This is a genomic window from Candidatus Symbiopectobacterium sp. (genome assembly GCF_020054415.1).
GTDB lineage: Bacteria > Pseudomonadota > Gammaproteobacteria > Enterobacterales > Enterobacteriaceae > Symbiopectobacterium.
In genome coordinates this window covers 1-2828 of record NZ_JAHWCO010000330.1, presented here as the reverse complement: position 1 = coordinate 2828, position 2828 = coordinate 1, and the positions used below count along the sequence as shown (strand labels likewise).

The 2828-nt window shown below is 44.8% G+C and carries 2 protein-coding genes and 3 pseudogenes; 3 read left to right on the top strand and 2 right to left on the bottom strand.

Features of this window, described 5'->3' with window-relative positions; genetic code table 11:
* Positions 1–163, top strand: a pseudogene (locus QZ506_RS09680) (IS5/IS1182 family transposase); the annotation flags it as partial.
* A gap of 383 nt (positions 164–546) precedes the next feature.
* On the top strand, positions 547–1266 hold the full coding sequence (gene fadR / locus QZ506_RS09670; protein ID WP_291970678.1) for a fatty acid metabolism transcriptional regulator FadR: 720 nt from the start codon (positions 547–549) through the stop codon (positions 1264–1266).
* 53 nt (positions 1267–1319) lie between these two features.
* Here the strand turns inward: fadR and QZ506_RS09665 are convergent.
* Positions 1320–1685, bottom strand: a pseudogene (locus QZ506_RS09665) (SpoVR family protein); the annotation flags it as partial.
* A 31-nt stretch (positions 1686–1716) separates the two neighbouring features.
* Positions 1717–2032 (bottom strand): annotated as a pseudogene (locus QZ506_RS09660) (IS1 family transposase).
* Between QZ506_RS09660 and QZ506_RS09655 the strand changes: the two are divergent.
* Positions 1952–2254, top strand: coding sequence for a hypothetical protein (locus tag QZ506_RS09655; RefSeq protein ID WP_291970676.1), 303 nt, complete (start codon positions 1952–1954; stop codon positions 2252–2254). The pseudogene QZ506_RS09660 and the gene QZ506_RS09655 sit on opposite strands and share 81 nt — an antisense overlap.
* Positions 2255–2828: the final 574 nt, after the last annotated feature.

Here is a 2828-nt window from a genome sequence, read left to right as displayed (position 1 = left end):
GCGCTCAGTGGCTGAAACGGCCATGTTCCGGTTCAAAAGGCTTCTGGGTGGTCATCTAAGTCTGAGAGACTACGATGCTCAGGTGGGTGAAGCCATGGCCATGGTCAAAGCGCTTAACCGGATCACGCTATTAGGAATGCAGAACAGTATTCTAATCAAGTAACAATCGACCCGTATTGTCGCAGTCGTTACAAGTTCTGATTTATTCAAAAAAGCCTACACGACTAGGAAACCCAGCAGGGTTAATTTATACCAACCGGGGCATTGCCCCAGAAAATTATTTTGCAGTGCGCGTCTTATCGACATGTCCGTCATTTTCTTTGCGGTTCCCTTATTGTCTAACGGTGTGAAATCTGATTTACCGTTCACTGACGGTAAACGATGTGGTCAATACTAAGCCCAATGCGGTGACTTTTAAATAAATCAGCTTGTGAAGTGTCACAGTTTCTGTCGGAATTCTGTTTTTGTCTCCCTGCCACGCTATGTGATAGCGGACTGCTCTGGTATGATGAGTCCGCTTTTATATCGCAATGGAACATCACACACATGGTTATCAAGGCGCAAAGTCCTGCTGGATTCGCGGAAGAATATATTATCAAAAGTATTTGGAATAATCGTTTTCCTCCCGGTTCTATCTTACCTGCGGAACGTGAATTATCGGAACTGATCGGGGTAACCCGAACCACGTTACGCGAGGTGTTACAGCGCCTGGCGCGTGATGGCTGGCTGACGATTCAGCACGGTAAGCCAACGAAAATTAATAATTTTTGGGAAACATCAGGGCTGAATATTCTGGAAACGCTGGCAAGACTCGATCATGACAGCGTGCCGCAACTGATTGATAATCTGCTGGCCGTGCGCACCAACATTGCTGCGATCTTTATTCGTACCGCCCTGCGTCAACACCCTGATAAGAGTCAAGAGGTATTAATACAGTGTGCTAGTGTCGAAGACAACGCCGATGCCTTTACGCAACTGGATTATGCTATTTTCCGCGGATTGGCATTTGTTTCTGGCAACCCGATTTATGGATTAATCCTTAACGGGCTGAAAGGGCTGTATATGCGGGTTGGGCGTTACTACTTCTCGAACCCGGAAGCGCGTAAGCTGGCTATTGATTTTTATGCTCTTCTGGAAACCATAGCGAAAGAAGGGCAACACGAGCGCGTGATGGATGCCGTGCGTACCTACGGAAAAGAAAGCGGTGCTATCTGGCACAGCATGCAAAACCAGATCCCGCGCGATATTGCTGAGGTTCGTCGCTAATTAACGTCGCCACGTGTCGCGCACTGTGTGAGCGCGACACGTGACACTGGGCTTCAGTTGAAACCTGGATTACGCGGCGGACAGCGTTCAACCAACTCTACGCTGCCATCTGCATTCTGTTGCTCCAGATAAACATCAAATCCCCACAGTCGGTGTACAGGCTTCATCACATCGTGGCTGCTCTTGTCGAGCGGTGCGCGGTGATGAGGAACATAGCGCAGCGTCAGCGAGCGGTTACCGCGCAGATCCACATTCCAGACCTGAATATTGGGTTCCTGATTGCTGAGGTTATACTGCGCGGACAGCTCCTGACGGATCATCCGGTAGCCTTACTCATCGTGGATCGCGGCAATTTCCAGATAATTGTTATGGTCATCATCCAGCACGGTAAATAGCCGGAAATCGCGCATCACCTTGGGTGGATCGTGTATTCAATGATTTGATGTAGCATCAAACGTAGTACTCGCGTTCGATGTAAGTACCGATGAACCTATCGTGCATTTCGGATGATTTTGAATATCCGAGCGTCTTGCGATTGAGCCGTTGCAATCGGTTACGCAGTGTCAGATGTGCACACTCAATACGCTGTGTATACAGCTTGCTAACAATGTGTTTTACTTTTGAAAGTTCGTCGTTGTAAGCCCTGTAGCCATCCGTGTTTGCATGACTGACGACGGTAACGCTGATGGCAACTTTTGCCATAACCGTGTTTTTTCACAGGAAATGTCTGTTCACAAAACGGGCATCTTACATCAACTTTAGCCACTGTATTCCACATCCAAAACCGGACATTTCACACTGCAATCAACATATTGAATACACGACCCCCAAAAAGAACACAACAGAAAATTGCTTCAGAACCGGATTTTATAAACAGCGAGAGTTCACCGTTAAACCAATAACACGCCAAAAAAACACGTTAAAAATAGCTAAAAAAATACCACAAACAGGGCAGCTGCTATATTACGTCTGTAATCCCCTACAATAAATAGGTTTTTACGTGACACAGATTGTGTTTTTGTTTTCAAATCAACTTTCCCCTTTCGGCGCACCTTTGGTGAAAATTGATGTGGCGCAATTTAAGCGCATTTCCCCATCGATAGCCAGCTTAAGATTTTGATCTGACGCAAATAGCACGCCCAATGTTAATTTCTGGTTTACTAGGTTTTCGCCATACGATTACTTGTTAAATAAATGTAGAAATAGACTTAACAATAGCATCAATTAGCAAACCAATTTTTGACTTGCTCGCGCAGATTTAATTTAACGCACTATCAAGCGTATATGATTTAATCATAACCACATTGTTTAAATTGTTAATTTAATGTTGCCACGGTTAATATATTGAGCGGTGAGTTAATAACGGTTCTTAATTATTTTTTGTTTTCATCTTTTATTAGGCTTTGTTGAATAAATAGATTTTATGCTGGCAGCCCAGCGAAACGACGGATCCTCGCAACGTAAAATCATGCAGTTAGGCCTCATGAGAAAAGTGTACACCTGAGATGACAAGCATTTTCAGGCTTTGTTGAATAAATAGAACTTTTGGGTAATCATCGGAG